Here is a 16916-nt window from a genome sequence, read left to right as displayed (position 1 = left end):
CCGGAGCCTGGGAAGCGGCGGCGACGGCGGCCGTCGTGATACAGCCAAGGAGGCTTGCGTGGGCCTGATTCAAAATATTCTGGCCGTGATCGTCGTACTCGGCCTGCTGGTCACCTTCCATGAGTTCGGTCACTTCTGGGTGGCGCGGCGTTGCGGGGTCAAGGTACTGCGCTTCTCGGTAGGTTTCGGTAGCCCGCTGTGGTCACGTTTCGATCGCCATGGCACCGAATTCGCCATCGCCGCGATTCCGCTGGGCGGCTACGTCAAGATGCTCGACGAGCGCGAAGGCGAGGTGCCCGAGGACCAGCTCGATCAGGCGTTCAATCGCAAGTCGGTGTGGGCCCGCATGGCCATCGTTGCGGCGGGTCCGCTGGCCAACTTCCTGCTGGCACTGGTGGCTTACTGGGCGCTGTTCGTCGCCGGGACCACTACGGTGGTGCCGGTGGTGGGTGACGTCACCCCGCAGACGCCGGCGGCCGAGGCTGGCCTCGAGTCGGGGATGGAGCTGACCGCCATCGGTGGCGAGACGGTGCGCTCCTGGGACGAGGTCAATCTCAAGCTGGTGGCGGCCATCGGCGCCAGTGGCAGCCTGGAGATCGAGGCCCGCGAGGAGGGCTCGAGTGCCTCCCGCAGCTATCGCGCGCCGGTCGAGAACTGGCTGGTGGGGCAGGACCCGCCCGCGCCGCTGGCAACGCTCGGTATCGCCCCCTGGCGTCCCGACATGCCTGCCGTCATCGGCCAGGTGATGGAAGGGGAGCCCGCGGCCGAGGCAGGGTTGCAAGCCGGTGATCGTGTGCTGAGTATCGACGATCGCGCGGTGAGTGACTGGCCTGATCTGGTCGAGCGGGTCAGAGCGCGACCCGGCCAGACGCTGTCGCTGGAGGTCGAGCGTGACGGCGAGTCGAAGGCGCTGAGTCTGACGCCGCGGATCAACCGGCTGGATGATGGAAGCGAGATCGGCTATATCGGTGCCGGCGTTGCCCCGGTAGACTGGCCCCAGCAGTACCAGCGGGAAATCCGCTACGGCCCCCTGGACGCAGTGGGGCAGGCGGCCTCACGTACCGCCGAGATGACGCTTCTGACGTTCGACGCCGTGCGCAAGATGGTGGTCGGCCTGATTTCGCCGACCAATCTGTCCGGGCCCATCACCATCGCTCGGATCGCCGGTGACACGGCGCGTTCCGGGCTCGAGAGCTTCATCAACTTCATGGCCTATCTGTCGATCAGCCTTGGGGTGCTCAACCTGCTGCCGATTCCGGTGCTCGATGGCGGCCATCTGCTGTACTACCTGGTCGAAGCGGTACGTGGGCGCCCGGTGTCCGAGCGCACCCAGGCCGTTGGCCTCAAGGTCGGGCTGGCGCTGGTGGGCACCCTGATGATCATGGCCCTGTACTTCGATGTGATGCGCTTGTGGTAGAAGTTGCCCCCGCCATCGACGTGGTGCGTGCGCAACAACGAGCGCCCAGGTGAATCGCGCTTTGCCGGGGACGTCACCAAGCGAGACGCCGCCGCCAACTTGTCAGTAAGGCGGAGAAATGTATAAGGTGCCTGTCTGGACAGGTACGCTGACTCAACGCGAGCGAAACGACTGCATGAAAATCAAGACCATCGGATTGGCGACACTCTTGACCGCCTGTGCCCAGGTGGCGCACGCGGCCCCTTTCACCGTGTCGGACATTCGCGTGGAAGGCCTTCAACGGGTCTCTGCGGCTTCCGTCTTCAATGCTTTTCCCGTCAACGCTCGCGATCGAGTGGACGACAGTGAACTGGCCGAAGCGGCTCGCCAGCTGTTTGCCACCGGACTGTTCGAAGATATCCAGCTGGCCCGTGAAGGCGACGTCCTGATCATCCAGGTGGAGGAGCGCCCGACGATCTCGGCGCTGAATATCGAAGGCAACTCCCAGATTCCCGACGAGGACCTGCGTGCGGGCCTCAAGCAGGCCGGCATCAGCGAAGGCCAGGTGCTGCAGCTCTCGACCATCGACGAGATGAAGCGTGAGCTGGAAGGCCTCTACCAGTCCCAGGGCCGCTACAGCGCACGCATCGACACTGAGCTGACGCCGGTGGGCCAGGGCCGGGTGCGGGTCGACATCAACATCAATGAAGGTGCGGTCGCCAAGATCCGCCAGATCAACATCGTCGGCAATGAAGCCTATTCCGACGAGATCCTGCTCGACGAGTTCGAGCTCGAGGACGATCCCGGTCTGTTCTTCGGCTGGTTCTCCGCCGACGAGTACTCCCGCGAGGCGCTGGCTGGCGACCTGGAGCGGCTGCGCTCCTACTACCTAGACCGCGGCTACGTGAACTTCGAGATCACCTCGAGCCAGGTATCGATCAGCCCGGACAAGTCGCGCATCTTCATCACCATCAACGTCAATGAAGGCAATCGCTACCGGGTCGGCGACATCAGCTTCGTTGGTGATCTCAAGGTGGCCGAGGCCGAGGCCCGCGAGCTGCTGCAGTTCGAATCCGGTGATATCTTCTCGCGCAGCGACGTGGTGGCGTCCTCCGAGGCCATGCGCTCACGCCTGGGTGCGGAGGGCTTTGCCTTCGCCGAGGTCAACGGCATCCCCGAGGTGCGCAGCGACGGCGAGACGGTGGACCTGAGCTTCCAGGTGGCGCCGGGGCGTCGCGCCTACGTACGGCGTATCCAGTTCGTCGGCAACACCACCACCAAGGATGAAGTGCTGCGCCGCGAGATGATCCAGATGGAGAGCGCGCCTGCCTCCACCGAGGCCATCTCCCAGTCGCGCCAGCGCCTCGAGCGCCTTGGCTTCTTCAAGCAGGTGCAGGTGCAGACCGAGCCGGTCCCCGGCGAGAGCGACCAGCTCGACGTCACCTACACCGTCGAGGAACAGCCCTCAGGCTCGCTGTCGGCGAGTCTCGGCTTCTCCCAGAGTGCCGGCGTCATCTACGGTGCCTCGCTGTCCCAGAACAACTTCCTGGGTAGCGGCAACCGGGTCAACATCGGCGCCCAGAAGAGTGATACCTACACCAGCGTCAACTTCGGCTTCACCGATCCCTACTGGACCCTGGACGGTATCTCCCGCGGCTACAACTTCTACTACCGGGCCACGGACTACGAAGATTCCGACATCTCCACCTACTCCACCGATGCCCTCGGTGCCGGGATCAACTTCGGCTACCCGATCAACGAGCTGACGCGGATGAACTTCGGCGCCAACATCGAGAAGCTCGAGATCGACACCTACGACGACACCCCGTCGGAGATCAAGCGTTACGTGCTCGACGAGGGTGACGACGCCAATACCCTGTCGGTCACCGGCAGCTGGACCCGCAACGACCTCAACCGCGGCATCATGCCGACGGCGGGTAATTACCAGCGGCTGTCGCTGGAGCTCGGCGTGCCCGGCAGTGACGCCGAGTACTACAAGGCCAGGGCCCAGGCCAAGCACTTCTTCCCGTTCAACGAAGAGCAGACCTGGTCGTTGAAGTTCAGTGGCCAGGTGGGCTACGCCGATGCCATCAATTCGAGCGACCCCTATCCGTTCTACGAGAACTTCCTCGCCGGTGGTCTGGGCTCGGTGCGCGGTTTCACCGACAACACTCTTGGCCAGCTCACCACCGAACGTGAGGACGGTGATGACGAGACCCTCGGTGGTAACGTGCTGCTCGAGGGCAGCATGGAGCTGATCTTCCCGATGCCGTTCGTCGAGGACAAGCGCTCGGTGCAGCCGTCGCTGTTTGTCGATGCCGGTAACACCTTCCTTACCGAGTGCTACGACGTGCTGTCCGAGGACGAGGATCGCAAGAAGTGCAACTCTGGGGTGGAATTCAGCGATATACGCTACAGTGTGGGCGTGGGCGTCTCCTGGCTGACGCCGGTGGGCCCCCTGACCTTCAGCGTGGCCGAGCCGCTCAATGACGAGGACGAGGACGACACCCAGGTGTTCCAGTTCTCGCTGGGTCAGACCTTCTGATGAGGGCAGGCGGCCGTCGCCGCTGGCTGGTGTGGCTGACGCTGGCCGCTGCACTGAGCAGCCCGGTGTCGGCGTCGGCGTCCCAGGTGGCGGTGCTCGACTGGCGTCGCGCCGTGCTCGACACCGAGGCCGCCCGCAGTGCCATGCAGAGCCTGCAGGAACAGGTCGCACCCTGGCAGCACGAGGCCGAAACGCTACGCCTTGAGCTCGAGGCCCTGGCCGACGACCTGGCGGCTGCCGAAGGGCAGCCGAGCCCCTCACGGGTTCAGGAATTTCAGCGCAAAGGGCAGCGTTTCGATCGCCTCAGACGTGATATCCTCGAGGCTCGCCAGGAAGCCGAACAGCGTTTGATAAGTCGCCTGGAAGGCAGGGTCGACCAGGCGGTCGCTCAGGTCATCGAGCGTCACGAGGTCGAGGTGCTGGTGACACCGGACGGTGTCCTGCACAGCGGTCGTGATCTGCCGGACCTGACGGCCGAGGTCACCCGGCTGCTCAACACGTACTGAGGGAATCGCCGACAGCGCCTGTCCCGAATTCCGTCGTCACCGCATTACGGTCATACATGAAATCGACACGTACACAGCCAAACCTCTCCGATATCGCCTCTCGCCTGGGCGCTCGCCTGCACGGTGACGGCAGCCAACGTATCGTTGGCCTGGCGACGCTCAAGGACGCCGGCCCCGATCAGGTGAGCTTTCTTGCCAATCGCGCCTATCTGAAGGACCTGCCGTCCACCCGGGCGGCGGCGGTGCTGCTTCACGCCGACCATCTCGACGCCTGCCCGGTGCCAGCGCTGGTGCTGGACAATCCCTACCTCGGCTACGCCGAGCTTTCGCGCATGCTTGACCCCCAGGCCGACGCGCACCAGCCGGGCATCCATCCCAGTGCGGTGGTGGCCGAGGACGCCAGTCTGGGTGCCGACGTCTCGATCGGCCCCAATGCGGTGATCGAGTCAGGTGCTCGCCTGGGGGATCGTGTGGTGGTAGGGCCCGGTTCGGTGGTTGGGGCGGACTGCGAGATCGGCGAGGACGGTTTCCTGCACGCCAACGTCACGCTGTATCACGGCGTGGTCGTCGGCAAGCGTGTCATCTTGCACAGCGGTTGCGTGATCGGTGGCGATGGCTTCGGTTTTGCCCACGACGGTGGCGGCTGGCGCAAGATCGCCCAGCTCGGTGGCGCGGTGCTCGGCGATGATGTCGAGGTCGGCAGTTGTTCGAGCATCGATCGTGGGGCGCTGGGTGACACCGTGATCGGCAATGACGTCAAGATCGACAGCCAGGTGCAGATCGCCCACAACGTGCACATCGGTGACCACAGCGCCCTGGCCGGGTGTGTCGGCATCGCCGGTTCCACCCGGGTGGGCCGCCACTGCATGCTGGGTGGCGGCGTGGGGCTGTCCGGCCACCTGACCATCTGCGACGGCGTCCAGGTCACCGGCATGAGCCTGGTGACCAACTCCATCCTCGAACCCGGGGTCTATTCCTCGGGCACCGGGGCCATGGAAAACAGTCAGTGGCGCCGCAATGCGGTGCGTTTCAAGCAGCTCGACAGTATCGCCAAGCGGGTCAATCGTCTGGAGAAGCGAGGCTCCGGCGAGGCTTGAGGGGCGGGTACAGGTCGGTATAATCCACCGCCTATTTGCCGGTATGGTGCCCTTGGCCCCCGCCGGTCATGTCCTTCCAGGGAGAAGGGCTCTTGTCATTTCAGAGGTCGCTACGATGGTTATGGACATCAACGAGATTCGCGAATATCTGCCCCACCGCTATCCTTTTCTGCTGGTGGATCGGGTCACGGAACTGACCCTTGGCGAAACCATCGTTGCCTACAAGAACGTCAGCATCAACGAGCCGTTCTTCAATGGTCACTTCCCCCATCACCCGATCATGCCCGGCGTGCTGGTGGTGGAAGCGCTGGCCCAGGCCTGCGGTATCCTGGGCTTCAAGACCGTCAACAAGCTGCCCGCCGATGGCTATGTGTACTACCTGGTCGGTAGTGACAACGTGCGCTTCAAGCGCCCGGTGATGCCGGGCGACAAGCTTGAGCTGCGCGCCGAGGTCGAGCGGGCCAAGCGGGGTATCTGGAAATTCAAGTGCCGTGCCACCGTGGAAGGCGAGCTGGCCTGTGAGGCCGACATCATCTGTGCCGAGAGGAAGATCGCTTGATACATCCGACCGCCATCGTAGACCCCGGCGCCCGCCTGGCCGACGATGTCGAGGTGGGGCCCTTCAGTGTGATCGGCCCAGACGTCGAGATTGGCGCCGGGTCGGTCATCGGCCCCCACGTCGTGGTGCAGGGCCCCACCGTGCTGGGCGAGCGTACCCGCATCTTCCAGTTTGCCTCGGTGGGGGAGGCCTGTCAGGACAAGAAGTATCAGGGCGAGCCGACCCGCCTGGTGATGGGTGACGACAACGTCGTGCGCGAGGGCGTCACCCTGCACCGGGGCACCGTTCAGGATCGCAGCGAGACCACCATCGGCTCGCGCAACCTGTTCATGGCCTACGTCCACGTCGGCCATGACTGCGTGATCGGCGACGACTGCATCCTGGCCAATCAGGTCACCCTGGCGGGCCACGTGCACCTGGGCGACTTCGCGATCATTGGCGGGCTATCCGCCATCCATCAGTTCTGTCGTTTTGGCTCCCACGCCATGGCAGGCGGTGGCTCGATCATCACCAAGGACACCCCGGACTTCGTGATGATCAACGGCAATCCGGCCCAGGCCCACGGACTCAACGTGGTCGGGCTCAAGCGCCGCGGCTTTGCGACGGAAGCCATCCGCGCCCTCAGCGAGTCCTACAAGCTGGTGTACCGCCAGGGGCTCACCGTGGAACAGGCCATCGGCGAGATCCGCCAGCGCTTCTCGCTGGCCGAGACCGAAGCCTTCGTGGCCTCGATCGAGGCGTCCTCGCGGGGCATCATCCGCTAGGCAGTCATCGGCCCGGCGGTCGGCGCCCGCAGCGGCGGGCGTCAGCCCCAGTGTCGTCGGTCATCTTGATGGCCGTCGTCGGCTTGGGCACCCTTCCATCGTCAGACTTGTTCAGCCAGTCAGGGATCCGTCATGACACACGCTGCACGCGATGTCGCCAGCGAGGCAGGCTCAATCCGCCGCGTCTACCTGGTGGCCGGTGAACTGTCCGGCGATATTCTCGGAGCGAGCCTGATGCGCGCGCTCAAGGCGCGTCATCCCGAGGTGGCATTCCGAGGACTGGGTGGCCCGCGCATGATCGCCGAGGGGCTCGAGTCGTTGTATCCGCTGGAGACCCTGTCGGTGATGGGGCTGGTGGAGGTGATCAAGCACCTGCCGGAGCTGATCCGCGTGCGCCGCACCCTGCGTCGGGATGCGCTGGACTGGGAGCCCGACATCATGGTCGGGATCGATGCCCCGGACTTCAATCTTGGTCTCGAGCGCCAGCTGCGTGAATCAGGTGTCACCACCGCCCACTACGTCAGTCCGTCTGTGTGGGCCTGGCGTCAGGGTCGGGTCAAGGGCATCGCCCGCTCGGTGGACGCCATGCTGACCTTTCTGCCGTTCGAGGCGGCCTTCTACGTCAAGCACCGGGTACCGGTGGCCTTCGTCGGCCATCCGTTGGCCGATGAGCTGCCGCTGGTCAACGACCGCCGGGCCACGCGCGAGGCGCTGGGGATTGCCGCCGACGCCCGGGTGCTGGCGTTGCTGCCCGGCTCCCGGCGCAACGAGATCCGCTTCATGGGGGAGACCTTCCTGGAGGCTGCCGAGCGCCTGGTCAAGGCAAGGCCGGGGCTTGCGGTGGTGATCCCTGCTGCCACGCCCGAGCGCAGGCAGGAGCTCGAGGCGCTGCTGGCCGCGCGGCCGGCGCTTGCGGCCTGCGTCAGCCTGCTCGATGGCCAGGCCCGTGAGGCCATGGTGGCAAGCGACCTGGTGCTGCTGGCTTCCGGCACCGCGGCGCTGGAGGCGATGCTGTGTCACCGTCCCATGCTGGTGGGCTACCGCATGGCGCCGATGACCCATCGCATCGCTCGGCTGATGGTCAAGACCGAGTGGATCTCGCTGCCCAATCTGATCGCCCGCGAATCGCTGGTGCCGGAGTTGATCCAGGACGAGGCCAGCAGCGAAGCCATTGCCACCCGCCTGGGCGAGTTGCTCGACGATGAAGCGGCGCGGACTGCGCTCGAGGCTCGCTTTGCCGCCATGCACGAGGGGCTGCAGCGTGACGCCAGCCGGCGTGCGGCGGAGGCCATCGAAGCGCTGGTCGCGGGGCAGCCGTTGCCGGACAGCGTATCGCCTCGGCTGGCCGAGGAGGTGGCCGAGGCCACGGCTGATGAAACGGATGATGTCCGTCAGGAGGCAAGCGGTGGCCGCTGAAGCGAAGCCCAGGCGCAGCAACAAGCCTGCCTTGCCGCCGCTGGTGGTGGACTATGATGGCAGCTTGCTGGCCGGTGTCGACGAGGTAGGTCGAGGGCCGCTGGTGGGCTCGGTGGTGGCAGCGGCGGTGATCCTCGATCCCTCGGTGCCGATCAGCGGACTCAATGACTCCAAGGCGCTGAGTGCCAAGCGTCGCGAGGCGCTCGACGGCCAGATACGCGAGCATGCACTGGCCTACCATGTGGCCGAGGCGAGCCCCGAAGAAATCGACCGGCTCAATATCTATCACGCCACCCATCTGGCGATGCGCCGGGCCATCGATGGCCTGGCGCCGGCTCCCGAGTACCTGCTGGTGGACGGCAATCGGCTGCCCGGGCATCATGTTCCGGGCCAGGCCGTGGTCAAGGGCGATGCCCGCCATCCGGCCATCGCCGCCGCCTCCATCCTGGCCAAGGTGGCCCGTGACGCGGCCATGCTGGCCCTCGACGAGCGCTATCCCGACTACGGCTTCGCCCGCCACAAGGGCTACCCGACGCCTGAGCATCTGGCCGCGCTCGAACGCCTCGGGCCGCTGGCCGAGCATCGCCGGTCGTTTGCACCGGTAAAGCGTCAACTGGCGCTGTTCTGACCCGTTTTCACACACCCGCCACGGCGGGTCGAGGTAAGGCTTTCTCATGTCCGCTCCCTTCGTTCATCTTCGCGTCCACAGCGAGTTCTCCCTCGTCGATGGCCTGGTGCGCCTCAAGCCGTACGTCAAGGCGGGCATCGAGCACGGGGCGCCGGCGCTGGCGCTGACCGACGAGGCCAACCTGTTCGGCCTGGTGAAGTTCTACAACGGTGTCCAGGGCGCCGGCATGAAGCCGGTCATCGGCGCAGATCTGTGGCTGGTCAACGGCCACGACCTGGATCACCCCTATCGGGTGACCCTGCTGGCGATGAACGACGTCGGCTACCGCAATCTGACCGAGCTGATCTCGCGTGGCTGGGTCGAGGGCCAGCGCCAGGGGCGGGCCTACCTGGAGAAGGCCTGGGTGCTCGAGCAGAACGAGGGGCTGATTGCGCTGTCTGGTGGTCGCGACGGCGATGTCGGTCGCCACCTGCTCAGCGATCTTCACGCCGATGCCAGGCGCCTGCTGGACGACTGGTGCCAGGCCTTCCCGGGACGTTTCTATCTGGAGCTGACCCGTACCGGCCGCCCGCTGGAAGAAGACTGTGTACACGCCTCGGTGGCGCTGGCGCTGGACACCGGGGTGCCGGTGGTGGCCACCAACGACGTGCGCTTTTTGAAGCGTGAGGACTTCTGGGCCCACGAGACCCGGGTTTCCATCGGTGAGGGCAAGGCGCTCGACGATCCCCGACGTGAGCGCCGTTACACCGAAGAGCAGTACCTGAAGTCGCCCCAGGAGATGGCCGAGCTGTTCGCCGATATCCCCGAGGCGCTGGAAAACAGCGTGATGATCGCTGCGCGCTGCAACGTCGACGTGCGTCTGGGCGAGATATTCCTGCCGGAGTACGGCATCCCCGAGGGCATGACCCAGGACGAGTTCTTCCGCAAGATCTCCCACGACGGTCTGACCGAGCGCCTTGATGCGCTCTATCCGGTGGCCCAGCACCCCCGCGACAGCGACGAATGGGCGGCCCTCGAGCAACGCTACCGCGAGCGCCTGGACTTCGAGCTGAACATCATTCTGCAGATGGGGTTCCCTGGCTACTTCCTGATCGTGATGGACTTCATCCAGTGGGCCAAGGACAACGACGTGCCGGTGGGGCCGGGGCGGGGGTCCGGTGCCGGCTCGCTGGTGGCCTACGCCCAGAAGATCACCGACCTCGACCCGATCCAGTACGACCTGCTGTTCGAGCGCTTCCTCAACCCGGAACGTGTCTCCATGCCCGACTTCGACGTCGACTTCTGCATGGAGAAGCGCGACCGGGTCATCGACTACGTGGCCGAGCGCTATGGCCGCAACGCGGTGTCCCAGATCGTCACCTTCGGCACCATGGCCGCCAAGGCGGTGGTGCGCGACGTGGCCCGGGCCCAGGGCAAGCCCTATTCGCTGGGTGACAAGCTGTCCAAGCTGATCCCCTTCGAGGTCGGCATGACCCTGGCCAAGGCCATCGAGGAGGAGCCTCAGCTCAAGGAGTTCCTCGAGGCCGACGAGGAGGCGCAGGAAATCTGGGACATGGCGCTCAAGCTCGAGGGCGTGACCCGAGGCACCGGCAAGCACGCCGGTGGCGTGGTGATCGCCCCCACCAAGCTGACCGACTTCTCGCCGCTGTTGTGCGATGAAGACGGCTCCGGCCTGGTGGTGCAGTTCGACAAGAACGACATCGAGGACGCCGGCCTGGTCAAGTTCGACTTTCTTGGCCTGCGCACCCTGACCATCATCGACTGGGCGTTGGAGATGGTCGACAAGGTGCGCTCGAAGGAGGGCCAGGGACCGCTCGATATCGACACCATTCCGCTGGATGACGGCAAGACCTTCGAGATGCTCAAGAAGGCCGAGACCACCGCCGTGTTCCAGCTCGAATCCCGCGGCATGAAGGAGCTGATCAAGCGCCTGCTGCCGGACTCGCTGGAGGACATGATCGCCCTGGTGGCGCTGTTCCGTCCCGGTCCGCTTCAGTCCGGCATGGTCGACGACTTCATCAACCGCAAGCACGGTCGGGCGGAGATATCCTATCCGCACCCGGACTACCAGCACGAACTGCTCAAGCCGGTGCTGCAGCCCACCTACGGCATCATCCTGTACCAGGAGCAGGTGATGCAGATCGCCCAGGTGATGGCCGGCTACTCGCTGGGCCAGGCCGACCTGTTGCGGCGTGCCATGGGCAAGAAGAAGCCGGAAGAGATGGCCAAGCAGCGCGCCGGCTTCATGGAGGGCTGCGCGGCCAACGGCATCGATGCCGACCTGGCGGGCAACATCTTCGACCTGGTGGAGAAGTTCGCCGGCTACGGCTTCAACAAGTCGCATTCCGCCGCCTACGCCCTGGTGTCCTACCAGACCGCCTGGCTCAAGGCCCACTACCCGGGTCCCTTCATGGCGGCGGTAATGTCCACCGAGATGGACAACCTCGACAAGGTGGTGCCGCTGATCGAGGAGTGTCGTCACCTCAAGCTGACGGTGACCCCGCCGGACGTCAATGTCGGTGGCTACAAGTTCACCGTCGACGAAGAGGGGCAGGTGGTCTACGGCCTGGGCGCGATCCGCGGCGTGGGCGAAGGTCCCATCGGCGCCATCGTCGAGGCGCGCAGCGCAGACGGCCCCTTCAGCGACCTGTTCGACTTCTGTCGGCGGATCGACCCCAAGCGCATGAACAAGCGCACCCTGGAAGCCTTGATCCGCTCCGGGGCGCTGGACAACCTGGGGCCCAACCGCGCCGTGCTGGCCGCCTCGCTGGATGACGCCCTGAAGGCCGCGGCCCAGAGCCACAAGAACCAGAGCGCCGGGATGATGGATCTGTTTGGCGAGGCCTTTGCCCCGGACGAGGACGACAGCGCCAGCGATCCCTACGCCGACTATCTGCGGGTGCGTGAGTGGAGCGATCGCGAGCGCCTGGCCGGCGAGAAGGACACCCTGGGCCTCTACCTGACCGGCCATCCCATCGATGAATACGAGGAAGAGCTTTCGCGCTTCGTCTCGACCCGCATCGCCGACTTGAAACCGTCCCGCGAGCCCCAGCGGGTCGCCGGCCTGGTGGTGGCCCAGCGCACCATGAAGTCCAAGCGTGGCGACACCATGGCGTTCGTGACCCTGGACGACCGTACCGGACGCATCGAGGCGTCGCTGTTTGGTGAACTCTACGACAGCGTGCGTGAGCAGCTCGACAACGCCGAGGTGCTGATCATCGAAGGCGAGGTGTCCAGCGACGACTACTCCGGCGGCCTGCGCCTGCGCGGCAAGGAGGTCACCCCCATGGTCCAGGCGCGCTCGCGCTTCGGTCAGGCGGTGGAAGTCTCGGTGGATGGGCGTGAGGCCAACGGTCGACTGATCGACAGCCTGCGCACGAGCCTCGAGCCGCATCGTCACCAGGAAGGCCTGCCGGTGCGCCTGCGCTACCGCAATCTGGAGGCCACTGGCTGGCTCGAACTCGACGAGCAGTGGAAGGTGCTGCCATCCGACGACCTGCTGATCGCGCTGCGTGAGGTCGAGGGCCAGGACGGCGTCCGCCTCAAGTATCGCTAGCGGCGCGGGGTTGCGAGGGCGCCTCTACGACGATCTTGACCCGCTGCGCCTTGCGTGGCCCGGTCAGGGTGCGATAATGCACACCACTTTTTCTTTGCCATGGGTGGGCTTGCGACGACTGCGTCGCGCCCGCCTGACCATGACCACAAGGCTGGCCCATGAATCCCAACTATCTCGATTTCGAACAGCCCATCGCCGAACTGCAGGCCAAGATCGAAGAACTGCGTCTGGTCGGCAACGACAGCCAGGTCAGCCTGGCGGACGAAATTTCCCGACTCGAGGAAAAGAGCCGCAAGCTCACCGAGTCGATCTTCAAGGACCTGTCGCCGTGGCAGGTATCCCAGCTGTCGCGCCATCCCCAGCGTCCCTACACCCTGGACTACCTCGAGCACGTATTCACTGACTTCGACGAACTGCACGGTGATCGCGAGTTCGCCGATGACGCTGCCATCGTCGGCGGTGTGGCGCGACTCAATGATCGTCCGGTGATGATCATCGGCCACCAGAAGGGCCGCGACGTCAAGGAGAAGGTGCGCCGCAACTTCGGCATGCCGCGGCCGGAAGGCTATCGCAAGGCCTGCCGTCTGATGGAGATGGCCGAGCGCTTCAAGATGCCGGTGCTGACCTTTATCGACACCCCTGGTGCCTACCCGGGCATCGACGCCGAGGAGCGCGGTCAGAGTGAGGCCATCGCCTACAATCTGGCGGTGATGTCGCGGCTTGAGACGCCGATCATTTCCACCGTGGTGGGCGAAGGCGGCTCCGGCGGCGCCCTGGCCATCGGCGTGTGCGACGAGCTGATGATGCTCGAATACTCCACCTACTCGGTGATCTCGCCGGAGGGCTGTGCCTCGATCCTGTGGAAGAGCGCCGAGCGGGCCAGCGACGCCGCCCAGGCCATGGGGATCACCGCCAGCCGTCTCAAGGAGCTGGGCTTCGTCGACACCTTGATCAAGGAACCCCTGGGCGGCGCCCATCGCTTCCCCCATGAAACCGCCACCCGAGTCCGCGATGCCATCGGCGAAAGCCTCGAGCGCCTCGACGCCATGGATACCGCGGCGCTGCTCGAACGTCGCTACGAGCGTCTGATGAGCTACGGCGCCCCGGCCTGAGCCCGAACGCTCTGCATCGATGAGCGTCTGATGAGCCACGGCGCCCGGCCTGAGCTCGAATGCTCTGCATCGATTGTGCGGCCCCCATCGTCCTGCGATGGGGGCCGTATGCATAGTAGGTGCCACCGCCCACCCTGACCCTCAGGAATCGCCGACATGCCGACGTCTCCCACCCTTGAAGCGCGAATCGAGCGGGCCCTCGACCGGGTGCCGCCGGAGCGGTCGTTGTGGATCGCGCTGTCCGGTGGGCTCGACTCCTGCGTGCTGCTGGCGCTGGCGGCAAGGGCCTGCGGGCAGCGGTCGCGCCGATTGAGGGCGATCCACGTGCACCATGGCCTGCAGGCGGCGGCGGATGACTTCGAGCGCCACTGTCGCAGGCTGTGCGCGCAGCAGGGGGTAACCCTCGAGGTCGTCCGGGCAAGGGTGGACCGTACCTCCGGCAAGGGCCTGGAGGCGGCGGCGCGCCAGGCGCGCTACGACGCCTTCGTCGAATGCCTGGACGCCGGTGATGTGCTGTGGCTGGCCCAGCACCGTGATGACCAGGCCGAGACCCTGCTGCTGGCCGCACTCAGGCGCGCAGGCGTTGCGGGCCTTGCCGCCATGCCGGCGCGGCGTGAGGAGCGTGGCCTTTCGATCGAGCGCCCCTTGCTGGAGGTCCGGCGAAGCGAACTGGAAGCCGAAGCCCGGCGTCGCGGGCTCGATTGGGTCGAGGACCCCAGCAACGCCAGTCGCGAGTTCGATCGCAACTATCTGCGTCATGAGGTGGTGCCGGCGCTGGAGCAGCGCTGGCCCGACGCCGCGGACGCCCTGGCGGCGAGTGCACGGCATGCCGGCGAGGCGGCGGCACTGCTGGACGAATACGCGCTTGAGGATCTGGCGCGGCTGGGTGGCGACCCCGCCAGGCTGGAACTCGAGGGCCTGCTGTCGCTGTCACGGCGCCGTCAGCGCTGGTTGATCGGGCTGTGCATGCGTCGGCTGGGACTTGCGCCGGCACCGGGACCACGGTTGGACGATCTGCTCGAGCAATGTCATGCCCGGCGTGACGCCGAGGTCAAGGTGAGCTGGCCCGGGGCAGAGGCGCGGCTCTGGCGCGGTGCGTTGTGGCTGATGGGGGAGGGTGCCGGAGATCCGCTGGAGGTTGCCGAAGGCCCCTGGTCGCCAGGGAGCGCCCTGGTGGTCGCGGGGGTGTCGATGAAGCTGCCGACGACAGAGGAGGAAACGCCGCTGCCACTGTGGCTGCGCCAGCGCCAGGGCGGCGAAAGGCTGAGGCTTGCCGGGCGAGGAAGTCGCGACCTGAAGCGGCTGCTGCAGGAGGCTGGTGTGCCGCCCTGGCGGCGTGCCCAGGTGCTGGTGGTGTGGCAGGGCGAGGTCTGTGTGGCTGCGCTGGACGCCGGCAGGGGGTGCTGGATCGCCCTGGCCGAGGGCTGGACGGCGTCGCCCTTACGGGCAACGCCTGGGGCCGGCTGATGGCTTGGCCAAGGGCTCTGGCCGTGGCTTTTGACCAAGGGCTCTGGCCAGGGACCGTGTGAGAGGGCTCAGGCCTCGGCGTGGGCCGTGCCCGCGTGCAGCTTGAGCGCGAAGTCGGTATTGGCCAGGTAGTCGGCCTCGCGTTCCAGGTCGGTGCACAAGAGGCCTGGCTCGTCGCTGCCCTGGTAGTGCAGATGCAGGACCTCGCCGTCCACCTCGAGCCGCGGCGTCGCCGGCGGCTGCTCCGGGCGCGAATGGTTGAGGATCACCGCCAGTCGAAGCAGGCGTGCCAGGCGCTGGCTGTCACGCTGTTCGGCCTTCGGCAACAGCTGCCATTCCTTGCTCGGGAACTTGCGTCGGTGGGCGCGGACCAGGAAGGCCAGCAGGCGCTGTTCCGGGCGCGAGAAGCCGGCCAGATCCGAGTGCTCGAGCAGATAGGCGCCGTGGCGATGGAACTGACTGTGCGAGATCGACTGGCCGATCTCGTGCACCCAGGCGGCCCACTCCAGATAGCGGCCACGTTCCTCATCGAGCCCCCAGTCGTCGGCGACCTGGGCGAACAGCGCCTTGGCCGAGGCGGCCACATTGTCGGCCTGGCGAACGTCGACGGCGTTGTAGCGGGCCAGGGTCTCCAGGCTCTTTAGACGCGAGTCCTCGGGACTGTTGCGGCCAGCCATGTCGTAGAGCACCCCTTCACGCAGGGCGCCGTCGGCGTAGCGCATTTCGCTGAGGTCGAAGGCCTCGAAGATCGCGCACAGAATCGCGACACCGGCGGGAAAGACCCGGGCACGATCGGCCTTGAGCCCGTCCATGGAGACCTTGTCGAGCTGCTTGGTCTTGATCAAGCGCTTTCTCAACTTGGCCAGACCGTCGCGAGTGATCACTCCTTCCGGCGCGTCGCCTGCCGCGTGCATCACCGCCGCCGCCGCCTTGATGGTGCCGCTGGAGCCCACCGGGTCATCCCAGCCCAGACGCTGGTAGGGTCTGCGGATATTAGCCAGTTCCGACAACGCCGCGAGTTCGGCGTTGCGCATGCGCTTCTCGCTGATATCGCCGTCGCCGAAGAAGCGTCGGGTAAAGGTCACGCAGCCCATGGAGAGGCTTTCCAGCGCCTTGGGTTCGAACTGTTCGCCGATGATGAACTCGGTGGAACCGCCGCCGATATCGACGATCAGCCGGCGCCCGTTCTCGGCCAGGGCGTGGGCCGCGCCGAGGTAGATCAGGCGTGCCTCCTCGCGCCCGGCGATGATCTCGATGCGCGTGCCGAGCATGGCCTCGGCGCGGTCGATCAACTCCTGGCTATTGTGGGCATCGCGCAGGGCGTTGGTGCCCACCACCCGCATACGCGAGGCGGGGATGCCCTCGAGAAAGGGCGCAAAGCGAGCCAGGCAGTCCAGCGCCCGCGTCATGGCGTCCTCGTTGAGGTAGCCGTCGTCGTCCAGGCCCGCCGCCAGCTGGACCTTTTCGCCCAGCCGCGCCACCACCTGCAGCCGGTCATCCTGATAGTTGGCCACCAGCAGGTGAAAGCTGTTGGAGCCCAGATCGATGGCGGCCAGGCGGGCGGGGTCCTTGGTGGCGTCGTGGGGCGACTCGCGCAGGGTGCTGAGCGTATCCGAGGGTTGATTCATGGCGGGTCCTTCACTGGAGATGGATCAAGGTTGCGTTTCGCCCCGGGGGATGTCAATGATCCGGGTCCGCCACGGGGCTTGCGTTCCCCTTCCGGCTTGTCTAGTATCGGGTCATTCGCCTGTTTCGAATGTGTTTTCCCGGTCGCGCCGCCGCCGCGACGTGACCATCCCAAGTCGTCAGACAGCCCGCACGACGTCAGCTCCGCTCCCGGCCAAGGCCCCGGCCCAAGCCCGCGAGACGC

At 66.0% G+C, this 16916-nt stretch carries 12 protein-coding genes; 11 read left to right on the top strand and 1 reads right to left on the bottom strand.

Annotated features, from left to right (window positions below; all coding sequences use genetic code 11):
- Window positions 1–58: 58 nt before the first annotated feature.
- The 11 genes from rseP to tilS all read left to right on the top strand — a co-directional run bounded on the left by rseP (window position 59) and on the right by tilS (window position 15046).
- On the top strand, window positions 59–1417 hold the full coding sequence (gene rseP / locus NFI08_RS01755) for an RIP metalloprotease RseP (protein ID WP_045991180.1): 1359 nt from the start codon (window positions 59–61) through the stop codon (window positions 1415–1417).
- A gap of 175 nt (window positions 1418–1592) precedes the next feature.
- Window positions 1593–3941 (top strand): outer membrane protein assembly factor BamA, encoded by a 2349-nt coding sequence (gene bamA, locus NFI08_RS01750; RefSeq protein ID WP_349586731.1) that lies wholly within the window; start codon window positions 1593–1595, stop codon window positions 3939–3941.
- On the top strand, window positions 3941–4447 hold the full coding sequence (locus NFI08_RS01745; protein WP_108449743.1) for an OmpH/Skp family outer membrane protein: 507 nt from the start codon (window positions 3941–3943) through the stop codon (window positions 4445–4447). Before bamA ends, NFI08_RS01745 begins: the two co-directional genes overlap by 1 nt.
- 56 nt (window positions 4448–4503) lie before the next feature.
- Window positions 4504–5544, top strand: coding sequence for a UDP-3-O-(3-hydroxymyristoyl)glucosamine N-acyltransferase (lpxD, locus tag NFI08_RS01740; protein WP_045991178.1), 1041 nt, complete (start codon window positions 4504–4506; stop codon window positions 5542–5544).
- A gap of 115 nt (window positions 5545–5659) precedes the next feature.
- Window positions 5660–6103, top strand: coding sequence for a 3-hydroxyacyl-ACP dehydratase FabZ (gene fabZ, locus NFI08_RS01735; protein ID WP_045991177.1), 444 nt, complete (start codon window positions 5660–5662; stop codon window positions 6101–6103).
- Window positions 6100–6867 (top strand): acyl-ACP--UDP-N-acetylglucosamine O-acyltransferase, encoded by a 768-nt coding sequence (gene lpxA / locus NFI08_RS01730; RefSeq protein WP_045991176.1) that lies wholly within the window; start codon window positions 6100–6102, stop codon window positions 6865–6867. The genes fabZ and lpxA overlap by 4 nt, the downstream gene beginning before the upstream one ends.
- Window positions 6868–6999: 132 nt before the next feature.
- Window positions 7000–8283 (top strand): lipid-A-disaccharide synthase, encoded by a 1284-nt coding sequence (gene lpxB, locus NFI08_RS01725; RefSeq protein ID WP_108449744.1) that lies wholly within the window; start codon window positions 7000–7002, stop codon window positions 8281–8283.
- Entirely contained in the window at window positions 8273–8911 is a 639-nt protein-coding gene (gene rnhB / locus NFI08_RS01720; RefSeq protein ID WP_349586725.1) for a ribonuclease HII, read from the top strand. The genes lpxB and rnhB overlap by 11 nt, the downstream gene beginning before the upstream one ends.
- A gap of 46 nt (window positions 8912–8957) precedes the next feature.
- On the top strand, window positions 8958–12467 hold the full coding sequence (dnaE, locus tag NFI08_RS01715; RefSeq protein ID WP_108449745.1) for a DNA polymerase III subunit alpha: 3510 nt from the start codon (window positions 8958–8960) through the stop codon (window positions 12465–12467).
- A 158-nt stretch (window positions 12468–12625) separates the two neighbouring features.
- Window positions 12626–13579, top strand: coding sequence for an acetyl-CoA carboxylase carboxyltransferase subunit alpha (locus NFI08_RS01710; RefSeq protein ID WP_045991173.1), 954 nt, complete (start codon window positions 12626–12628; stop codon window positions 13577–13579).
- A gap of 156 nt (window positions 13580–13735) precedes the next feature.
- A complete protein-coding gene (tilS, locus tag NFI08_RS01705) occupies window positions 13736–15046 on the top strand; it encodes a tRNA lysidine(34) synthetase TilS (protein WP_045991172.1) in 1311 nt (436 codons plus the stop codon).
- 68 nt (window positions 15047–15114) lie between these two features.
- Here the strand turns inward: tilS and ppx are convergent, their stop codons facing one another.
- Window positions 15115–16674 (bottom strand): exopolyphosphatase, encoded by a 1560-nt coding sequence (ppx, locus tag NFI08_RS01700; RefSeq protein ID WP_108449746.1) that lies wholly within the window; start codon window positions 16672–16674, stop codon window positions 15115–15117.
- Window positions 16675–16916 lie beyond the last annotated feature (242 nt).

The organism is Halomonas sp. EF61, assembly GCF_040147045.1.
Lineage (GTDB): Bacteria > Pseudomonadota > Gammaproteobacteria > Pseudomonadales > Halomonadaceae > Halomonas > Halomonas litopenaei.
The sequence above is the reverse complement of the archived record's forward strand: the minus strand, read 5'-3'. Positions and strand labels throughout refer to the sequence as shown.

What these genes read in the sequence shown, in the direction of transcription:
- tilS (WP_045991172.1), top strand. Translation starts at nt 13,736, where the DNA reads ATGCCGACGTCTCCCACCCTTGAAGCGCGAATCGAGCGGGCCCTCGAC.
- lpxD (WP_045991178.1), top strand. Translation starts at nt 4,504, where the DNA reads ATGAAATCGACACGTACACAGCCAAACCTCTCCGATATCGCCTCTCGC.
- NFI08_RS01745 (WP_108449743.1), top strand. Translation starts at nt 3,941, where the DNA reads ATGAGGGCAGGCGGCCGTCGCCGCTGGCTGGTGTGGCTGACGCTGGCC.
- fabZ (WP_045991177.1), top strand. Translation starts at nt 5,660, where the DNA reads ATGGTTATGGACATCAACGAGATTCGCGAATATCTGCCCCACCGCTAT.
- bamA (WP_349586731.1), top strand. Translation starts at nt 1,593, where the DNA reads ATGAAAATCAAGACCATCGGATTGGCGACACTCTTGACCGCCTGTGCC.
- dnaE (WP_108449745.1), top strand. Translation starts at nt 8,958, where the DNA reads ATGTCCGCTCCCTTCGTTCATCTTCGCGTCCACAGCGAGTTCTCCCTC.
- ppx (WP_108449746.1), bottom strand. Translation starts at nt 16,674, where the DNA reads ATGAATCAACCCTCGGATACGCTCAGCACCCTGCGCGAGTCGCCCCAC.
- lpxB (WP_108449744.1), top strand. Translation starts at nt 7,000, where the DNA reads ATGACACACGCTGCACGCGATGTCGCCAGCGAGGCAGGCTCAATCCGC.
- NFI08_RS01710 (WP_045991173.1), top strand. Translation starts at nt 12,626, where the DNA reads ATGAATCCCAACTATCTCGATTTCGAACAGCCCATCGCCGAACTGCAG.